Source organism: Streptomyces tropicalis, assembly GCF_029269835.1.
Lineage (GTDB): Bacteria > Actinomycetota > Actinomycetes > Streptomycetales > Streptomycetaceae > Streptomyces > Streptomyces tropicalis.
Map to the genome: position 1 here is coordinate 14,783 of NZ_JARJBB010000034.1, position 18,787 is coordinate 33,569.

General features: G+C 72.2%; 15 protein-coding genes. 6 read left to right on the plus strand and 9 right to left on the minus strand.

The features are described 5' to 3' along the window. The first annotated feature begins 114 nt into the window (after positions 1 to 114). A complete protein-coding gene (locus P3H78_RS30955; protein ID WP_276112503.1) occupies positions 115 to 924 on the plus strand; it encodes a M48 family metalloprotease in 810 nt (269 codons plus the stop codon). 64 nt (positions 925 to 988) lie between these two features. On the opposite strand, the gene P3H78_RS30960 is transcribed toward P3H78_RS30955, so the two are convergent. Both P3H78_RS30960 and P3H78_RS30965 read right to left on the minus strand, forming a co-directional pair. Then, positions 989 to 1,522, minus strand: coding sequence for a hypothetical protein (locus tag P3H78_RS30960; RefSeq protein WP_276112505.1), 534 nt, complete (start codon positions 1,520 to 1,522; stop codon positions 989 to 991). A gap of 115 nt (positions 1,523 to 1,637) precedes the next feature. Further along, positions 1,638 to 2,381, minus strand: coding sequence for a hypothetical protein (locus tag P3H78_RS30965; protein ID WP_276112506.1), 744 nt, complete (start codon positions 2,379 to 2,381; stop codon positions 1,638 to 1,640). 323 nt (positions 2,382 to 2,704) lie between these two features. Between P3H78_RS30965 and P3H78_RS30970 the strand changes: the two genes are divergently transcribed. Beyond that, complete coding sequence (locus P3H78_RS30970; RefSeq protein ID WP_276112507.1) at positions 2,705 to 4,180, plus strand: hypothetical protein; 1,476 nt, start codon at positions 2,705 to 2,707, stop codon at positions 4,178 to 4,180. 57 nt (positions 4,181 to 4,237) lie between these two features. Here P3H78_RS30970 and P3H78_RS30975 read toward each other — a convergent pair whose 3' ends face one another. Continuing rightward, complete coding sequence (locus P3H78_RS30975) at positions 4,238 to 4,984, minus strand: hypothetical protein (protein WP_276112508.1); 747 nt, start codon at positions 4,982 to 4,984, stop codon at positions 4,238 to 4,240. A 334-nt stretch (positions 4,985 to 5,318) separates the two neighbouring features. Between P3H78_RS30975 and P3H78_RS30980 the strand changes: the two genes are divergently transcribed. Continuing rightward, positions 5,319 to 5,948, plus strand: a complete 630-nt coding sequence (locus P3H78_RS30980) for a GNAT family N-acetyltransferase (RefSeq protein ID WP_276112509.1) — start codon at positions 5,319 to 5,321, stop codon at positions 5,946 to 5,948. Between the two features lie 83 nt (positions 5,949 to 6,031). Next, a complete protein-coding gene (locus P3H78_RS30985) occupies positions 6,032 to 7,468 on the plus strand; it encodes a restriction endonuclease (RefSeq protein ID WP_276112510.1) in 1,437 nt (478 codons plus the stop codon). A 112-nt stretch (positions 7,469 to 7,580) separates the two neighbouring features. Here P3H78_RS30985 and P3H78_RS30990 read toward each other — a convergent pair whose 3' ends face one another. From P3H78_RS30990 to P3H78_RS31010, 5 genes are all read right to left on the minus strand, one after another. Next, positions 7,581 to 8,549 carry a hypothetical protein gene (locus P3H78_RS30990; protein WP_276112512.1) on the minus strand — a complete coding sequence of 323 codons (969 nt, stop codon included), beginning with the start codon at positions 8,547 to 8,549 and terminating at the stop codon, positions 7,581 to 7,583. Further along, positions 8,549 to 11,278, minus strand: a complete 2,730-nt coding sequence (locus P3H78_RS30995; RefSeq protein ID WP_313884437.1) for a DEAD/DEAH box helicase — start codon at positions 11,276 to 11,278, stop codon at positions 8,549 to 8,551. Before P3H78_RS30995 ends, P3H78_RS30990 begins: the two co-directional genes overlap by 1 nt. A gap of 286 nt (positions 11,279 to 11,564) precedes the next feature. Beyond that, on the minus strand, positions 11,565 to 11,999 hold the full coding sequence (locus P3H78_RS31000) for a hypothetical protein (RefSeq protein WP_276112514.1): 435 nt from the start codon (positions 11,997 to 11,999) through the stop codon (positions 11,565 to 11,567). Between the two features lie 360 nt (positions 12,000 to 12,359). Beyond that, entirely contained in the window at positions 12,360 to 13,058 is a 699-nt protein-coding gene (locus P3H78_RS31005) for a hypothetical protein (RefSeq protein ID WP_276112515.1), read from the minus strand. Positions 13,059 to 13,388: 330 nt separating this feature from the next. Continuing rightward, positions 13,389 to 13,922, minus strand: coding sequence for a hypothetical protein (locus P3H78_RS31010; protein WP_276112516.1), 534 nt, complete (start codon positions 13,920 to 13,922; stop codon positions 13,389 to 13,391). Positions 13,923 to 14,163: 241 nt separating this feature from the next. Between P3H78_RS31010 and P3H78_RS31015 the strand changes: the two genes are divergently transcribed. Together P3H78_RS31015 and P3H78_RS31020 are read left to right on the plus strand one after the other, a co-directional pair. Next, positions 14,164 to 15,090: a transcriptional regulator gene (locus P3H78_RS31015; protein WP_276112517.1), complete on the plus strand. Its 927-nt coding sequence runs from the start codon at positions 14,164 to 14,166 to the stop codon at positions 15,088 to 15,090. Positions 15,091 to 15,248: 158 nt separating this feature from the next. After that, positions 15,249 to 15,494: a hypothetical protein gene (locus P3H78_RS31020; protein ID WP_018521825.1), complete on the plus strand. Its 246-nt coding sequence runs from the start codon at positions 15,249 to 15,251 to the stop codon at positions 15,492 to 15,494. Between the two features lie 175 nt (positions 15,495 to 15,669). Here P3H78_RS31020 and P3H78_RS31025 read toward each other — a convergent pair whose 3' ends face one another. Then, positions 15,670 to 18,231 carry a DEAD/DEAH box helicase gene (locus tag P3H78_RS31025; RefSeq protein ID WP_276112518.1) on the minus strand — a complete coding sequence of 854 codons (2,562 nt, stop codon included), beginning with the start codon at positions 18,229 to 18,231 and terminating at the stop codon, positions 15,670 to 15,672. Positions 18,232 to 18,787 lie beyond the last annotated feature (556 nt).

Consider the following 18,787-nt stretch of genomic DNA (forward strand, 5'->3'; position numbering starts at 1 on the left):
ATGGGCCGGATACGAGATCGATTCTGGAGCCACTTCGTTGTCGCCTGGATGCTGACGATCGCGGTCATCACGCAGTGGGGGAGCGGCCCCCGCCTGGGACTCCACGCACTTCCCATGGCCGTGATCGCCAGCTGGGCCTGGGCGGTTCACAGCGCCAGCGACCGCCGCACCCAGGTATCCGAGGGGTTCAGGGCCCAGCACCTCACCTGGAACAGCCTCCTGCGGACCGGCCCCCTGAACGCCCCAAGCCCTCTCTACCGCACGACCGTTCAGCGGATGCAGAACATCGAGCGGCACCTGCAGGGCGTGGCGCGCGCCCACCGCCTGCAGCGGTTGACCATCGCGTTTAGCGACGGCTGGGACCCGACCGGCGACGGGAACGAGGCCGCCTCCCTGCGCGACGGCCGCCGGGCCCACGTGTGGCTGGGCAGCAACTGGGTCGGTCCGGGCGACACCGACCACCTGCCCGCCGTCCTCGAGCACGAGCTCGGCCACATCCTGCGCCGCGACAACGAGCGCTCGACCGTCCTCCAGGCCGTCGGGGTGCTCCTGACAGTCCTGGCTGCCGCGTGGCTGCCCCTGACCCTCGCCGTCCTGGTGACCGCAGCCCTCCGACTGCTGTACACCGGCTGGGCCTGGCACAGCGAACTCGCCTGCGACGCCCGCGCCGTGCGCACCTGCGGCCGCGATGCCGTGATCGCCCTGTGGAGGCGCAACACCGACCTGCTGAGCACGCTGCCGCAGCCCGCACGCCTCGGGCTCGTCCTGCGCTCGGCGACCACCCACCCCCCGTACCGGCTGCGTATCTGGTGGGCCCAGCGCGTCAACGCACCCGCCGCCCCCGGGATCCATCCCCTCGCAGGGCGGCCGGCGCCTGCGGCAGGACCCCACCTCTACGCAACGGGCCTCTCCGGTGGGCACTGAGGTACGGGAAGGATGCGGTGCGCGGTCTACGGTCTGGTCTCGTTCGGTCTGTGAGAGGTGTTGCTCAGGCGAGGGTGTCGTGCCAGCGCCGGGCACCGTCGGCCAGGTCGTCCAGGGACGCGCGGAGTTCGTCGGACAGCGGCTCGGGGCGGTCGAGGGCGCGCCGCAGGGCGGCGATGAGCTCGCCGGCGGCCTCGCGCGGATAGAGATCGATCACGCCGAACATCCGGACCCCCAGCGCGGCACGCAGTTCCTCCAGGTCCTGCTCCTCCCAGGCCCGCACCACCTCCAGCTCCTCGGGGTCGGCGCCGTGCCGCAGCAGGCCGCGCAGCGGCCGGCTCACTGCGGTGCACGCACGCCGGACAAGCCGGTGCCCCCGCAGGACTCCCGCCACGGCCGCCAGAGCGACAAACGGGCTGACCAGCCATCCCCGGAAGGCGACGCTCTGGCTCAGCGCCCAGTCGACGCCCACGGCCACCGCGACGAGTGCCACCGCGGCGAGGACGGGAACAGCGGCAATCCGCCGGATCCTGCGGCGCCACGGCTGCGCGACGGTCCCGCCGCCGACGGCCACGGGTATGCGTGCCGTGTGATCCATGGTGTTTCCCTCCCTGCGGTTCGTCGATGGTAGGCCACGGCATACCTGTGAACGGCGGCACCGGCCCCCCGGGGCCGCCGGGTCCGGACGGCGCGGGGCAATGCACTGCCTGTGTTTACACGGTCGGGTACAGCACGTGGGGAAGGTCGGAAGGGCGGCCCTCATCGGGGGGCGTCTGCTCGCTCTCACTGCGGGTGTGATCCCGCAGCCATTTCCGGCAGCCGGTGCCCCGGCACGGCGGCCGGGACTCGCGAACGCCGCGGTGGCCTCGGTACCCGGCCTGGCTCGAGCACCGCGGGTCGGTGACCCCGAATACGCACAGCACCCAACCGGCCTCGTCGAGGCGAGCGGCGAAGTCGGGGTCCCACTGGGCACGTCCGTAGACCCATCGGGAGTTGACCCCGACCTCGGCCGCAGCGTCCTTGACGGGCGTTCCGTCTGCGACGAGGGCCAGGAGCCGCTCGCGCGACGCTCGGGGGAAGACTTCCTCGGACTGCTGCCGGGGCGCCCTCTGGTTGGCGCGGCGGAGCGTGGTGACACACGAGTCGCAGCGGCAGCCGGCACGGTGGAGCGAGTGCGCGGGGTGGGCGTCGTGGTCCAAGAGGATCTGCTGTGGTTGGTCGATCAGCCGCAGCAGCTGTCTTCCATCCCAGATGTACTGCGGGCCATTACTGCTCGCGCCGGGCATGTTCGGGTACGACAGCGCCCCGGGCAAGGCCCCGCAGCGGGCCATGGTCCACAGGGTGTTCTGAGCAAGCCCGGCCAGCTTTGCCAACTCGCGGACGGTGTACAGGCGGTCGGCCTCGATCCGGTCCCTGCAGACTTCCAGAAGATGCCGCCGAAGCGGGATGCCGGGCATGTCGGTGATCCTCTCGTGCGGGACGTACAGACGTCTCGCGTCTCGGGCTCGGCCCTTCGGCCTGGACGACGAGAGCCGCCCTTCGTCTCCGAGCCTGCCGCCCATCCCGCCTCACACGTCCCAGGCGACACCCCACGTCCCGTCCGGCGGGACGCGGCGGCAGATGTTCTGCCCCCGGTGGTCCGCCGCGCGGGAGCGTGCCCCGCCGTGCGGGCCCGAGCACCGCCCGGCACCCCGGCCGAGGCATCGCCGCTGGCCACAGGGCACTGTCAGTGCGGCCCGGCATGCTGTCGGTGACGGACCGTGGAGAAGGAGTGGCCGGGATGTCGGACAAGCAGTACGCCGTCGCGATCCCCCCGGCGGACGAGGGCGCGGTCAGGCCCTGGAGGAAGCTGCTGCGCGGCCTGGACGAAGCCGAGCCCGGCGCGATGTGCTGCCGGGGAAACTGGCTCGAGGCCGGAGCCTCCTACGAACTCCCCGCCGGCGCGGTGCTCGTGCTGTGCGACCCGCTCCCCGGCGGTGACAAGAAGCGGGTGCGGATCTGGAGGGTGAAGCAGGACGGCACGATCAAGGAGGAGCGCGACTCCACCCTCGGCACCCGCAACGCCTTCGGCACCTCGGTACGCGGCACGATGCGCCGCCTGGTGGACAAGCACCCGGCCCGGCCCGGACCGGTGCGCCCGCTCACCGCGGCCCCGGCCCGCGTCAACGAACGCGCCGACACCTGCGGCCTATGCCGCCGGCCGGTCGCCGCCCGCGAAGGCATCCTGGTGCGCAACGCCCGCGGCTACACCGAGGCCCGCCACCCGGTGGGCCAGTGCCCGCCCGCGCCGCCGCGCACCAACGACTTCGCGCAGGAATGCGGGAAGTGCGGCGGCTGGCTCGAGCAGGGCGAAGGCATCCTGTACGAGGCCGCCCCGGCCTCGCCCGGCCCGTACGGAAAGACCCTGATCAAGGCCCGCCACCCGCAGCAGTGCCCGACGACCGAGGAGCGCGTCGCGCCGCCGCCCCGCGCGAACGGCCGCGAGCAGGACTGCATGCTGTGCGGCAACCTCGTACCAGCGGGCGCCGGTCTCCTGCTCCGCCAGGGCAGCGGCTGGGAGGTACGCCACCTGGAGAACCAGTGCCCGCCGGCCGAAGAACTGTGGGAGATCCAGCGCGGCGTCCCGGGCCGCTTCCACCCCCGTCCCGAGCGCTGGGGGCCCGCGGGCACCGTGCTGCGCAGCACCCTCTACGACTACCGCCACCCCTTCCCCGAGGACGCGCCCGGCTTTCACCGTGTGGGCGAGGGTGAGGTCACCGCGATCGTCACCACCATCCGCGAGCGCCGGCCGGAATACTGCCGCGACGAAGACGGCAACCAGCCGGCGGAGTTGATCGGTGAGGACGGCTGGCACTTCCGCATCCTGGTGCGCCCGGCCACCGCCGAGGAGGCCGCCGACATCCTGGCCGAGGAGGACAAGCAGCAGCGCCGTGCCGCACTGGCCGCGCGGCGACGCAGGCTGTTCGAGCGGGGTGACGACGGCGAGATCCCCCAGACGGCCGACCTGTCCGGCGCCGTGCAGGTCGACTTCGGCGCCCTGCGCTCGCTGCACCAGCACTGGCCCGACGACGAGCTGCATGTCGACGAACAGGCCCGTGTCGCCTGGTACTTGCGCTACAACGGCCACGACGGCGACGACTGGTCCCTGAGCAACCACGGGTCGTTCATCGCCCGCCGGGTGCCGCTGACCGAGGAACGCGCCCGCCTGGTGGCCGACCTGCGCGCCGAGTACACACCGGGCGACGCCCCTGCGTGAAGCGGAACGAGGAGAGGCAGTGCGCGGAGCGGTCCAGGCGGGACATCGAGCACTCTCCTACGGCTCCACGCGGCGGCACGCCGGGAGCGCGGGCCCGTCATGGGCGGGATACAGGGCCTCGGGAGCGCCGACGAGGGCGTGCCACAGCACGGCCCGTGGCTTGCTGCCGCCGACCTCGAACAGCCGCGGCCGGCCGTCGGATTCGTCGCGGACCTCCAGGTGCACCTGGCCGTCGATCCCGACGGCGGAGACCAGGCGGGCACGGCGCAGCAGGGCCGAGGCCTCGAACCCGTACGGCGATCGCGACAGTTCCACCGCCCGGTCGACGGTCCCGCCCCGCGTATTGTCCGGCGCCTGGGCCGCCGCGGTGGCCCTCTGCCACTGGCGAGGAAAGGCCCGGTCCAGGACCACCACCGCGCCGGTCGCCTCCTCGATGAGCTTCACGCCCTTGGGGGCCGACTCGATGAGCATCCGCGGCCCCGTCGTTCCCGCACGTCCGGCGCCGGACACGGCTTGCGCCCACAGAGCGAGGTTCGCGCACTCGACGCGCAGCATCAGGTGGTCGGCCAGCGGCGTCACGCTGCGGATCCCGAACAACGACCCGGCGTCATGGCGGGCGAAGACCGGCGCGATCAGGCCGACGAGGAAGGACTCCCACCGCTGCTGCTCGGGTACCGGAGCGGGGATGACCGATACGGGATCCGGGGACGAACTCAGCATCATCTGGGCGTGGTTGTAGGACTCGCCGGTGGCCTGTTGGCGAAGCCGGACCGCTTCCCCGAGCTGGGCGCGGGACGAGGACATGGCGTCTCCCTGCGGCACTGCCCGGTCAATGCGAGAGAGACAGCACACGCGATGCTGTGGTCAGCCAGTGATGGCGGCGCTGCAGGCCCACGTCTTCTTCTGCCTTCCCGGCACCGATTCCGGGCACGGTACCCCAGCAGGGCTGCGTGGACAGCCGTCGGCACCGTACCTCACCAGAGGCCGACGATGGTGGAGACCCGCCGCCCGGGCACGCCGCCCCCATCCAGGCCTTCCGCCGGTGCCCGCCAGGAGACGGACCGACTGTCAGAGCTCCGCGATACAAGAGGAGGGCACGCCGACCGGCGGGCCGCGATCGCCAGCACGTGAGGACGACATGGGACGCCAGAAGAAGAACAAGCCCCGCCGAGCATCCCTGGGGCCCCTCACGGTCCGCGACGCGCTCCAGGAGGACATCCCCGGCATCTGCGCCACCATGCCCGACGCCTACGGGCTCATGGGCGGTGCCCCGTGGCGGGACCCCGACTACGTCGCCGCCGGGCTCGCGAGCTGCGCCAAGGGCCTGTCCGGCCGGGAGAAGATCAAGGTGGCGCGCCTGGGCGAGGCCGTTGTGGGCTCCTCCTTCAGCCGCCTCGCGCTCGCTCCGGACGGGGCCACGGCGCACACGGAGATCGGCATCATCCACGGCATCGCGGTCCGCCCCGAGAACCGACGCCAGGGTGCGGCCGCCGCGCTGCTCGCCGAGTGCGAGGAGTACCTGCGCCGCGAGGGCGCACACGTCATGATCGCCGAAGTGCGCCCCGACGCGGTCGCGTTCTTCAGCGCCCACGGATACCAGACCGCGCCCGGTCCGGCCTTCCTCATTCCCTCCGCCGCGGGAACGTACGTCCACCCGCAGAGCGTCCCCAGCACGACCCTGATGTGGAAGAGCTGCCGTGCCGAAGACGCGGTGGTGGCGCAGGCGACCGCACAGGGCACGGCCCTGGCCGGCGTGCTCGGCGATTGATGCCGGGCCGGTCGAAAAGCGGCTCCCGACCCCCTGGTGGAGCTGAGAGTCCATGGTCAAGGATCAGGACAGGGAGGGAGCCCATGGCTGCCGGTGAGGGGCAACGCGTCAGGGCGGGAGGGTCTTCGCTGCTGGCGGACTTCAAGCAGCTCGGGGCACTGCCGTCCGCGCACAAGCGGGGCTACCAGCTGGAGGTGCTGCTGGAGCAGTTGTTCAGGCGGGCGCACTTCCGGGTCGACCGCAACGCATCCGTGGCGAAACCGCGGCAGACGGACCTGGTGGCCCGCTACGGCGACACCTGGTACCTGATCGAGGCCAAGTGGCACAACGAGCCGGCCGACATCAACGTCTTCGATTCCGTCCGCTCACGGATGGAACGGGCCGCCACCTCCGCTGTCGTCGGCGTCATCATCAGCGTGAACGGCTTCACCGACCCGGCGGTGGAGGACCTGCGGGTACGCCGGGACCGGGGGCCGATCCTGCTGTTCGGCGAAGACGAGCTGACGCAGGTCCTGAAAACACCGAGGTCGCTGGTCAGCCTCCTGCAGGTGAAGCGGGAAGAGCTGATCACCCACGGCCGCGTGCACCTCGCCGCCGTCCCCAAGCCCCGGCGCCGGCGCCGGCCGGCCACCGGCCTGCCGGGTGCCGAGGCGCGACTGCTCGGCCTCGACCTGCAACCGCTGCCGTACGTCACGTCCGGGGGCGGGTTCGGGGAGTTCGTCTTCGTCCCGGAGCTGCCCGACGTGGACTGGGCGTTCGGCAGCGGCAGCGGCGTCTGTCTGGATGTGCCGGTCAGGCCGTACGACGAGGACGGCATCGTGGAGTTGCTGTACGGGCTGGACTCGATGGGCTGGACCAGCGCCGGAACGCAGTGGAACATCCAGCAGTCCGGCGCGAACTGGCACGGCACCGGCGCCCGGGAGTTCGTCGAGGCGCTGCGTGCCTGGAAGAAGCGCGAAGAGAGCCTGGAGAAGGCCCACCACACCGAGCAGGTCACCTACTTCGACACCTGCCAGGGCGGAGGCTTCTACACACTCACCGCGAGCATCGCCAGCCACCGTTCCCGGACGGTCTACGACTGCCACCTATCGTTCCAACTGCCCGGCGTTCCCGTCGACTTCCAGCCGATCCGGCACCTGTTCGAACAGTTCGACGCCGCAACATTCAGCTACTTCCGCCCGCTGAACAGTCCGGCAGTCGTCCGCCACCACCTTGAGCAACAGGTTCCCCTGGAGGTCGTCGGCTACGTCGTCTCGCACAGCGAACTGGACCTGCCGGAATGCGATGGTGCGCCCGAAGAGTGGGTGACGGGTCTGGTGGTGAGAAACCCGTACCGGGGCGAAGACGGCAGGTCTTCCTTGAACGAGTGGCCGGGCCGGGTCGCAGAGAGCGAACTGCTCGTCTGCGCCCTGCGGTCACACCACCGGCTCCAGGAGCCCAAGGAGGCGTACGACCTCTACTCGTGGGAGTACGCGCGTACCTCCGACGCCCTGGCCCTGCGGCCCGTGGCCGACTGGTAGCGATCCGGGAGAGGAGTCCGTCGCCGCGGCCGCCCGACTGGCTCCTGGGAGGGAGGCGTCGCCGGGGCCGGCCAGGCGGTCCCAGCGTGCAGCCCCCCGGGGGTGCGTGGGATCAGGCGGGGGATGCGGCTTCGTCGTGAGAACTCCGGTATGCCGCCAGCCGGGCCGCGTCCTGCTCGGGCGTCAGCCGCCTGACAGGGTCGACGAGCGGGTTCCGGCGACGCTTGAGGGCCTGGTTCAGCAGGTCGGCGGCGCGGTCGGTGGCAGCGCGGGCCAGGAACTGGTGGGCGGGATCGCCGAGTTCGGTCTGCGGCCCGGCCGCCGTCGGTGAGGTCGGCGGTGCGGGCAGGGGCGGTAGGGGAGGGGCGGTGTGCCATTGGCGCCGGTAGTAGAGGTTGCGGCCGTCGATGGTGGGGGCCGGAAGGCGGGTGGGCCGGTAGTTGGGCTGGGCGCTGGGGTGGTCGGGGTCGTCGAGGAGGCCGAAGAAGTCCGTGGGGGCAAGCCCGGCCAGCAGGAGCAGCGTGAGGGGCTCGCTTTCCAGGGTCCGGGCGTAGCACTCGATCAGGGCGGCGATGTGCTCGCACACGCTCTTGCGGCTGCGGCAGGGGCAGTCGGAGTTCTTGATCTCGCCGAGTGTGGGGAGCAGGGTCACACCGAGGGCGTAGACGGCCAGGTCGAGGATGCGGAGCATCGCCTCTTCGCTGGATTCGGTGGCGAGCCGGTGGGCGTGGGGGCGGGCGTCAGCGGCGAGCAGGAGCCACTGCTCGCTGGTCAGGCGGGGCCAGAACACGTCGAGGGTGCGCGGGTAGCCGTGTGCGCGGCCCGGGTAGGCGGGCTCCTCGTCCTCGTCGAGCAGGACGAGGCCGCTGAGACGGCCCGGCCACACCTCCAGCCGGCTGATGGCCCCGACGTACGGCATCCCGGCGTTCAGACGCTGCTCGTCGCGGCGCTGCTGCATCAGCTCCCCGTACCAGGCCTCGCGGACGGGCCCGACATGCCCGTCGTCAGCGTCGGCGGGGGTGGCCACGCGGTGCTCGTAGACGGTCCCGTAGAGCTCGCCGTAGTGCGTGAAGTAGACCATCAGCGTCCGTGCCTCCGGAGTGCGACGAGGTCGGCGAGCTGGTCATCCCCCAGTTCGGTCAGGCCCAGCTGCTCGGCGCCCAGGACCATGTCGGCGGTCTCGCGTTTGTGGGCCAGGAGCTGGTGGACCTTCTCCTCCACGGTGCCCTCGGCGACGAAGCGGTGGATCTGGACCGGCCGCGTCTGCCCGATGCGGTAGGCGCGGTCGGCGGCCTGGTCCATCACGGCCGGGTTCCACCACTGGTCGACCTGGAAGACGTGCTCCGCGCGGGTCAGAGTCAGGCCGCTGCCGGCCGCGCGCAGCGACAGCAGGAAGACGGGGAACTCGCCGTCCTGGAAGCGTTCGACGAGCCGGTCGCGCTGCCCGGCCGGCGTGCTTCCGGTCAGCACCTCGTACGGGATGCCGCGCCGCTCAAGGTGTGTGGCCAGCAGGTCGATCATCTGCGTGAACTGCGAGAACACCAGCCCCGACTGCTCCTCGGCCAGGATCTGGTCCAGAAGCGTGTCCAGCAGATCGATCTTGCCGGAGCGCCCGGCGACGGCCGGATCGGCTTCCTTGAGGTACTGCGCGGGGTGGTTGCAGATCTGCCGCAGCGAGGTGAGGAGCTTCAGCACCAGCCCACGCCGGCCGATGCCGTCGGCAGCGCGGATCTGCTGCAGCGCCTCGCGGGTGACCGCCTCGTACAGGGACGCCTGCTCGCGGCTGAGCGGCACGACCTGGTCGGTGTCGGTCTTGGGCGGCAGTTCGGGGGCGATGCCGGGGTCGGTCTTCTTGCGGCGCAGCACCAGCGGAGAGATCAGCGCGGCGAGCCGCGCGGCGGCCGCGGCGTTGCGGCCGGCCTCGATCGGCCGGGCGAAGGTCTCCCGGAACGCAGGCCAGGTGCCGAGCAGTCCGCTGGTCGCCCAGTCCAGCAGGGCCCACAGGTCCGCGAGCGAGTTCTCCATCGGGGTGCCGGTCAGCGCGACCCGGCTCCGGGAGGGGATCTTGCGCAGTGCTGCGGCGGTGCCCGACAGGGCGTTCTTGACGGCCTGGGCCTCATCGGCCGCCAGGAGCGACCACGGGGCCTGGGCGAGGCGGTCGGTGGAGCGGCGCAGCGTGCCGTAGGTGGTCAGGACGACCGCGTCGGCGGGCAGGAGATCGAGGGTGCGGGCCGGGCCGTGGAAGCGGCGTACGGGCACGGTGGGGGCAAACCGTCCGATCTCCCGCTCCCACGCGCCGAGCATGGTGGCCGGGCACACCACCAGCGTCGGCCCCGCCGTCGCCGCGTCCTCCTGGTTCAGCAGGTGCAGGGCGATCAGCGTGAGGGTCTTGCCCAGGCCCATGTCGTCGGCCAGGATCCCGCCGCCGACCGGCCCGGTCGTCAGGTGGTGAAGCCAGGCGAGACCACGGCGCTGGTAGTGCCGCAGCTCCGCCTTCAGCCCGGCCGGCACCACCACCTCGGTGTCCGCGGCCCGGGTCAGGGCCGTACGCAGGTCGGCCAGCCAGCCGGTGGGATGGACCTCGACACGCTCTTTGCCGATCTGCGCGCTGCCACTGAGCGCGCACACCAGAGCCTGACCGGCACTGACCTGCCCGAGGTGCCGCTCACGCACCCGGCGCAGCAGGGCCGCATCCACCCGCACCCAGCGGTCCCGCAGCCGCACGAACGGCCGGTGCCCCTCGGCGAGGGCGTCCATCTCGGCGTCCGTGAGGTCCTCGCCGCCCAGGGTGGCCCGCCACTGGAAGTCCAGCAGCTGCTCCGCGCCCAGCAGGCGGATGGGGGCGACAGCCGTCGGGCGCGGGGCGATGACGGTGCGCCCGATCAGGTCGCGGACCAGGTCGCGGGGCCAGTGGACGCCGCAGTCGACCCGGGCCAGCCGCGCGACCGCATCGCCGAGCAGCTCGTCGATCTCGTCCTCGCCCAGGACCAGCGCCCCACGGTGGCCGGGGTTCTCTAGCAGGCGGGCGAGCGGCGGCCAGGCCCGGGCGGCGCGGCGCAGGGCGAGCAGGGATTCCATCTGCCGCGTCGCCTCCGGTGTCCCGGGCCCGGGCACAGCACGCCACAGCACCTCGGCGTCCTCGACCCGGTGGCCGCCGACGGTGTCGTGGACCTGGACGACCGCGCGGACACCGCTCTCGGCACCATCGGCGTCCAGTTCCAGGCGCAGCGACAGCCGTACGCCCAGCGCGGGTTGGCCCGCCATGCGGGGACTGGCCAGGAGCAGGTGCGGTACGTGCTGGGGAGCACGGTCGGCGAACGCCACATGGCCGGTGGCCATCGCGGCGCCGGGGGAGCGGGGCAGGTAGTCGGCCATCGCATCGAGGAACGCGGACAGCAGATGGGCGGGGTCGCTCATGGACGGCCCCGACCCCGGTGAGGAGTGAGAGAACCCGCGGGCGTGCGCTTCGGGAGGCATGGCCGCGAGCAGCGCGTCGAACTGCTCCTGCCACGGCCCCAGACCGGACATCTTCCACGCGTCGTACCCGTGCGCGGTGAGCGTCGGCTCCAGCCGGCCGTCGGCCACCACCTGCAGCGCCAGTAGGGCGGCGGCCCCCCAGAACCGGTTGGCCTCGTGACCGCTCTCGCGGGTGCGGCAGTGCACCAGCAGAGGCCAGGCGTCTTCCAATGCGACGGTGTAGTACGGGACGCTGCCGGTCCTGGCCTTGCCACCCGACCAGCGCACGATCGTGGTGGGGTCCTCACCCAGACGCGCCTGGGGCGGCACGGCGAGCTGATCGGCTGGACCCATCGCCGCGGCCGGACGCCAGAACATGAAGGAGCCGGCTCGCGGAGGATCTGCAGGCACGAGAACCGCCGGGTAGTCCGTGAGCGTGTGCCGACCCAACTCCGCCCGACCTCTCATCTCATGCTGCGCCACCAGGGATCTTGCCCAGCCTGACAGCGCCCACCGGCACCCCCGCGCCCCTGCGGCGAATACACCCGAACGAGTGAAGGGCAAGCGGCAGACTACGCGAGCGCGGGGCAGACCACGGCGAAGAGACCGGGGCATCGCGGGCAGGGTTGCCCGCCCGGTTTCACGGCGCCGCCGGCAACTCACCCACCTTCGTCTGTGCCACCGCAGGCTCCGGCGGGCCGGTGGCGACGGTGCCCACGAGCGTCACGATCCGGGGACCGAGGCGGTGCGCGACCTGGTGCACACGGCGCTCGTACGTCCACTCCTCCGCGGTCATCGGCGACTGGGCGGATCCCGCCTGTACAGGCGCGGCCTCCTCGAACCGCTCGCAGACCGGGCACTGCTCGACGGGCCCGGGATCCGTGTCGTGCGCGTCGATCTGGTGCTCGCACCAGTTGACCAACGCGACCAGCATGGCGGCATACGCCGCCTGAACGTCCCTGTCGCGCCCGGCCCGTTCCGCAGCGTCGTAGCGGGCCCGCGCACGCTCGTACGCCGCCCCCATGACCATGCCCAGCGGGCAGCACCACAAAGGCTCGGGCTGGTGGACAACCATCCTTCGAGACTAATGAGACCTGACCCGTGCTGTCCGGGCCTTCGGCGTCTTCCTCGCGCGGCAGCACCGTGAGGGGCAGACGACTCGAACGGCTACTCGGGCAGTCGGCCTGAGACCCCCAGTCGTCAGCCTCGGTCATCCCGGCCATGCTTGGCAAGTACGGCTTGACGACGTCGTCGACGTCCTTCTCGCTGCGGTCTTCCCGGCCAGAGCTCGGGAGGCCCGCGGGGCATCTTCAGGCGCTCCGCGAGGGCGGCGACGCCGCGCGTCTCGGCTCCAGCGCATCAGATGACCGATTTCAACGGCAGCCCGATGCCCTCACCTGTAGGTCGGTCGAGCTCGCCGACCGCCGCTCGCACGTCAGCGAGGTGTGGGGACTTCACGCTGTGGTGGAGCACTCGGCGTAGCTTCCACCCACCGGGGAACCGCGGGGAGGGCCAGCGCGGCGGCTCCGAGACTCGTCAGGTTCCACCGCCGACCGTGGCCGCCCCGCAGGGAATCGGTTGCTTCGGCGTCAGGTGTGACCCAGCCCCGGGCGTGCAGCCGGTTCATCACGGCGGTCACCTTCCGGCCTTGGTCTCCGCCGGGGCTCCGGCTCTGCTCGCTGGTGTCCCGGATCTCGGGCCCCTCGGTGTGCTCGACGGTGAACACCGCCCCGGCCTCGACTCTCTCGAGCTCCCGGCGCTCCTTCTTGGTCGGTGGTTCGGGTCCGTCGGCGGGCCGGGCCACTGCTGCGGCGTGGACGCAGCGGTGGCAGGTCGCGTGGGCGTCCACGGGTTCGCTCAGGGGCATGAGGTGCGTGTGGGTGATGCCTTCGCAGAGGGCCCGGCCAGCCGGGTGTTGCCGCCTGCCGCCGGTGAGCAGGTCGATGGCTGCTGCAGCGTGCCGAAGAGGGTCGTCCAGCACGGAGCGGGCGTCCGTCCGTACGGTCAAGGCGAACGGCGCCGCGGCGGTGATCCGCTCCCACAGCTCCCGTTCCCTCTCCTGCCGACGGCGCCGCTCCTCGGCACGTTCCTCCTCGTAGCGTGCGAGCGCTTCGCGCTGGTCGATCTGCAGCACTGGTTCCTCCCCGGCGTGTCGATGCCGACGAGCATGCAGGTGCGGCCCCCGGGCGGCCAGCGAATCACGGCTTCCCGGAACAATGGTTCCGGAGGGCCCTGACAACGCCGGCCTGCGGGAGACCCATCGTCTGGCCCGGACAACACCGCACTCGTCACCTGGACGACAGTGGCAGGGCACACGAGGGCTCCAAGTCGGCGGTGCACGCGCTGGGCTGCTTGCCGGAGGACGCCGCTCGCCGTGCCCCTGGTCCGCCGCTCGCTGACCCTCGTAGAGGGCGAGCCCGATCCGCTCGTCGACGGTGACGCGGCCACCGTGGGCTCCTCGTCTTCAGCGGCCGAGCCAGTGCCGCTCGACGACCATGGCGTCTCCCGTGTAGCTGTGCCACAGCCGGGGGCCGACGCCCACCCAGGCGGGGAGACCGGGCGCGGGCAGCGGCGGGCGGCCGGACCGTTCGGCGTCGTCGGCCAGCAGCCGGGCGAGGCTGTTGCGGTACTCCTCGTTGCCGCGGTGGCCGCGTTCGACGTCGGCGAGGATCTGCCGCAGCGGGTGGGTGCGTACCTCGATCCGGCCGCGGTGGGTGGTGTGCTGGTGGTGGGTGAGGATCTCGACCCAGGACCAGGCGTCCAGCCCGCGCGCGAGCGCGATGCGGTCGATGCGGTCGGCCAGGGGCCCGCCCCCGTCGGTCCAGGCCGCGTACAGGCGCACCGAGCCGTCGGGCTGGGGCACGTCGGTGCGCACCAGCGTCTCGGGCCCGGCCGCGGCGAGCGCGCCGGCCACGACGGCCTGCTCGACCGGGCCGCGGCCCCCGGTGAGCGGGGGAGCGGGCCGCGCGGTCGGGGGCGGGGCCGTGAGGACCGGCACGGGCAACTCCAGCGGCGGGCAGGCGGGCAGGACTCCGCATCCTCAACGACGAGACGCCCGCCCGGTCACGGCCCCCGTACGGACACCCCGCCCCACCCGGGCAGGTCCGGCGTCCCGGAGTGGGCCGCGGCGGGGGCGCGCGGGGCCCGGTGCGCGCCCTGTCGGGTCGGCCCGACCGGCCGTAGCGTCGTGAGGAGCCCGCGCGGTCGGCCGCGCGGGCTCGGATCGGAAAGGGGCGGGTGTGAAGCGACGGAGCGTGCTGGTGGCGGGAGTTGCCCTCGGAGCCGGTGTGGCCGGCGGGCCGGTTCCGGCGTGGGCGGCCGCGGAGCCGGGACTGTCCGCCGGTGACGTCGCCGCGGCCCGCCGGCTGTTCGCCGCGGGCGCCTACACGCGGCTCGGCGAGGTGCTGCCGCTGCTCCTGGCCGCCGCCGCGCACAGCGCCGAGCAGGGCCCGGCGGGCGCCGCCCGCGCCGCCGGTGTGTGGGTCCTCGCCTCCCAGCTCGCCGTCAAGCAGGGCCGCACCGGCCCCGCCGGCGCCTACGCCGAGCGGGCCGGCACCGCCGCCCGGCGCTCCGGCGACCCGGTGGTGCTCGCCGCCGCGGCCCGCGCGGCCGCGACCCCGCTGCGCCGCACCGGCCGCACCGACGAGGCCCTGCTCCTGCTCGCCGAGGCGCGCACCCACCTGCTGTCCGGCCCCCGGCCCGCGGCCGCCGATCTGGAGGCGGCAGGCCTGGCGGCGCTCACCGCCGCCTACACCGCCGCCCAGGCCCACCGGCCCGCACCCGCCCGCGACTTCGCCGCCCAGGCCGAGGAGAACACCCTCCGCCTCGCCGGCCACCCGCACACCCCCGGCCGCCCCCGGGAGCTGACCGCAGGCCAGTGCGACCTCTACCGGATCGGGATCCACCGCCACCTCGGCGACGTCGACACCGCCCTCGCCCACGCCCGCCGGCTGCGCCCCGACCGTCTGCCCACCGCCGAGCGCCGCGCCCGCGCCGCCACCGACACCGCCCGCGCCCTGCTCGACGCCGACGACACAGCCGGTGCCCTCGCCCAGCTGCGCCTCATCGAGCTCGCCGCCCCGCTGGAGGCCCGCCGCCCCTCGGTGCGCGCGCTGACCGCGCGGGTCGCCGAGCTGCGCCCCGATCTGCTGGGCCTGAGTAACTAGGCGCACCGCACCATGAGGTCATGGCTCTGAACTGCGTAAACCAGCACGGGCCGACTCAGCATGCGCAGCCACCACAGGGCCTTGGGCTTCTCCAGCGCCCCGCAGACAGCACGGGCCACTACAGTCGGGAACCCGTCGTCTGTTCCGAAGGGAAACCCGTGCACCGCGTTGAGGCCCGCCAGATCTACACGACGTGCCAGGGTGGGCCGACTTCTCACTTCCCCGAGACGGTCGTCGTGCGCTCCTACGAGGCCGGCGCCCGGACCGCTGAAGTGACCGATGAGTCCGGCCGGGACCCGCGCACCTTCGACATCCCCGTCTCCTACTTCCACGCCACGAACACCACGACGGCGGGCCGCCGCCGGATCACCGGCTACTACCTGACCGGCACCCTGCGCCGCTGACCGCGGGGTCGGCGCCCGAGCATCGCATCAGCCAGCAGACTTGCACTGAATGCAACCGGGCCCGACTTGCGCCCAGTGCAACTCGACGCACGCTAAGGGAAGTTGCGCTCAGTGCAAGTCGGCAGGCACTCCGGCGGCTCCACCTCGGCGGCCGACCGGGATCCGCGCCGGTGGCTCAGGCGAACAGCCCGATCGAGGCGGCCTCCTCGTACTGCTGCTTCGGCAGCTTCGCCCGGCGGCTGCGCGTATTGCTGCGCCACACGCCGAGCTTCAGCACGTGATGCACCCCCGCCGCGTCCACGACCGTCTCGCAATGGGCCCGGGGGATACGCATATGGCCCTCTCGCTCCTGGTACTGCCGGGCCGCGGTGAGGTGCCGCTCCCAGGTGCTGGCCTCCGCCGCCAGCAACACCCCCTCGTCCCCGGCCGCCGCTCCAGGAGGAAGAGCTACCGGGACCGCCGGCTGCACCCCCACGTCGACCAGCCGCCGCTGCTGCTCCTCGCTGAGCCCGCTCCACTCCTTCTGCTGCTGGAGCAGCCACAAGCCGATGTCGTCGCCGAACACGAGCATCCCGGGGCGCAGGTCCGCCAGCGTCGCCCCGCCGTCCAGGCACGCCCTCAGACCGGCATAGTGGCGCTGCCAGCTGATCGGCCACGGCGGGTTCCAGTCGGGATCGACCGCGCGCAGCAGCCCATCACGCGCCCGAGCCCGCTCGGCGTTCTTCCCCAGCCCGCCGGGCTTGCGGAAGTTCGCCAACGCCTGCCCGATCGCCCGGCCGTCGACGACCGCCTCCCGAGGAGCCGCCAGCGTCCCGTACACCGCGAAGTACTTCCGGGCGCAGGACACCCACACCTCGAACGCCGCGTCGTGGACCGACCACACCATCCCCAACGCGTTGAGCATGTCGAACCGCCACGGCGCCAACACCCCCTCCCGCTGCGCCCGCCGCTGCTCACTGACCCAGATGCCCAGCGCGTAGACCTCGCCGTCGTCCTCGCTGCCCGGCACCGGTACCGTCGCGGTCAGCGGCACCTGCGCGTGTCCGTGCTCGCCGACCCACCGGTGCAGCAGGTCGTAACCGGTCAGCCAGAGCTCGGAGTCGGGCTGCAGGACCCGCCGCTCCACGAACCGCGCGATCAGGTCCGCATCGCGCGGCGTGGAGAACTTCAGCAGCTGCTCCCACATCTGCGCCGCGGCCCGCTGGCTCTCCTCGGCCTGGTCCTGGCCGCCGTCCCCTTCGTTGTCGCCCGGCTCGCCAGCGTCCTTCGCTCCGGGCGGGGTGACGGGCTGGGGGTCCAGGCCGGTGAAGTCCTCGCTCTCACCGCGGCCGGTGTGCTCGGTGCGCAGCGTGAGCCGCTCGATGAGGCCGTCCCCGTGCGAGCGCAGCCCCTGCAACACGGCCACCAGCGGCCGGTAGGAAGGCGAGGTCAGCATGGTGTCCGGCTTCTCCCCGGGCTGCAGATACACCGGCACCACGATCCGCGCGATCTTGCCCTCGCCCGGCGCCTGACGAAGGGCCCGCCCCACGTTCTGCACGATCTCCGTCGCACTGCCGCGGGTGTCGGCGAATACCACCCCGCCGACCCCTCGGCGCCCACGGATGTCCTGCCCCTCCCCGACAGCCTTGCAGGAGGACAAGATCGAAAAGTCCGTCTCGCGCCCCTCCTCGTCCACCCCGTCCCCGAACCGGTCCATGACCAGCCGCCGCACCTCCAGGGTGTGATCCCCGCACAGCCACTCCGCCGACACCCGCTGCGGATACCGCTCAGGATCACCGGCATGCAGCTCCGCCGCGGTCTCCGGGAACGCCCGCGCGAACGCCAACGCGTCCTTGGTGAAGTTGTGGAACGTCATCAGCGACCGCACGCGCACCTCGGCCGCCAGCTTCAGCAGCGCGGGCTGCAACACCGCCAGCCGGCGCCCGCGCACCTCCTCATCGTCCGCGTCCGCGCCCGGCGGCTCGGGATCGGCGATCTCCAGCACGTCGACCTCGAACCGCGCCAGCGTCCCGCGCTCCACCGCCTCCACCAGCCCATAGGTGAACGCCCGCTTCCCGTACACCGCCTCATCGTCCATCGACACCACGAGCCGGTCCTTCCGGCCCGCACGCCCCTCGGGCACCGCCCAGATCTTCGGCGTCGCCGTCAGATACAGCCGCCGATCCGCCACGATCCGCGTGTTGTCATGCACCGCCGCCCACGGCTTCGACGCATCCCCCGACGTGTGGTGCGCCTCGTCCGCGACCAGAAGGTCGAACGGCTCCAGCTGCTGCCCGTACGCCCCCAGCAGAGCCTGCTCCAGCGGCCCGGGAACGTCCTCACCGTCCTCCTGGCGCAAGCTGAGCGAGTCGTAGGTGGCGAACACCCACACCGGCCCCCGCCCGGCCCACAGGCCCAGCCGCGGAGGACTCGTCGTGGCCTGCACCCCGAACTCCGCGAACGCCGGCCCCGACTTCGAGACCACCGCCACCCCCCGCCCGGAGAAGCCGGCCGCACGCCACGCCGCCGCCGTCTGCACCAGCAGACTCCGCCACGGAGCCAGCCACAGCACCCGGCCGCCAGGAACCACCGTCCGCGCCGTGCCGAACCCCACGGCCGTCTTGCCCGTCCCCGGCGCCGAGACCCCCAAGGTCCGAAGCCCCGCCGCCGGAATCCGAGCACCGGCCGGCAACTCCCGTGCGGCCGCAGCGATGTGCTCCTCGATATGGCGCCATTCCGGCGCCCCGCCACTGCTCATCGGTCACACCACGGGGAAGACACGAACGAGAGCATCATCGGTCACCGCCTTGCACTTTTTGATCTTGACGAGTTGATCGGTGGTGACACCCGGGGTCTTCTTTTCCCAAATCCTACCCACTGATGCATCACCGGAAATCGTGTACACTGGCGACCTCAAGCTACCACCGCAACCAAGAGCCCCGCAGGAGTTCGCGCCAACAGTTGCACAACCACCCAGAGGAGTGAACAACCATCCAGGCCGGGGCCGGTGAGCCATTGCAACCATTACAGAGCAACCACCAACCAAGCTGATGGTTGCTCACAGTGCAACTATCCGAGCAACCATCAAACGAGCTGCACATAAAGACTCCAGACCCGCCCTATCTTGTAGCCAGCCGCTTTTCTCTTTAAGAGCAACCACCCGACAGAGATAGAGACTAAGACCAAAGCAACCATTACCAACCCGATGTCGACTGTAGTTGCTCCTGAGCCGCGTAGCGGATCAGGAACGGGACGCCGTCGGCGTCCAACGCAACCGCTGCGTAGCAGCGGCGCGTCGTGTCTGCGTAGCAGAC